The organism is Microbacterium sp. AISO3 (assembly GCF_002204305.1).
GTDB classification, from domain to species: Bacteria; Actinomycetota; Actinomycetes; order Actinomycetales; family Microbacteriaceae; genus Microbacterium; species Microbacterium arborescens.
In genome coordinates, this window is sequence record NZ_NHRF01000120.1 from 1 (window position 1) to 412 (window position 412).

Sequence of the window (412 nt, forward strand, 5' to 3'; positions counted from 1 at the left end):
GGTCCACCATCCCGGGAGTCACCAGAGCCCCACCAAGATCGACGACCTCAGCATCGGCCCCGTCGAGGGCGTTGGACCGCCCTCGTGAAATAGCCTCGATCCGCTCATCACGGATGAGGAGCTGGGAGGGAACCGGGGTGGCTCCCACCAGCATGGTCAGCCCGGTGAGGAGGACCCGGCGGCTCATTTTGTCTCCCTGCCGTGCAACACCTGTTCCAAAATAGCCATTCGCACCATAACTCCGTTCCCCATCTGCTCAAAAATACGAGACGAGGGAGCCTCTACGAGGTGACCGGAAATTTCACATCCTCGGTTTACAGGAGCCGGGTGCATGATGATCGCATGAGGCTTCATTCGCTCTGCGCGCTCGTCTGTGAGCCCAAACGTATGTAAGTAATCAGTTGCAGAGAAG

The 412-nt window shown here is 58.5% G+C and carries 2 pseudogenes; both read right to left on the bottom strand.

The annotated features are described in order from the left end of the window. Positions 1-187, bottom strand: a pseudogene (locus CBF90_RS18670) (amidohydrolase); the annotation flags it as partial. Next, a pseudogene (locus tag CBF90_RS16615) lies at positions 184-412 on the bottom strand (aspartate carbamoyltransferase); the annotation flags it as partial. The pseudogenes CBF90_RS16615 and CBF90_RS18670, both read right to left, overlap by 4 nt.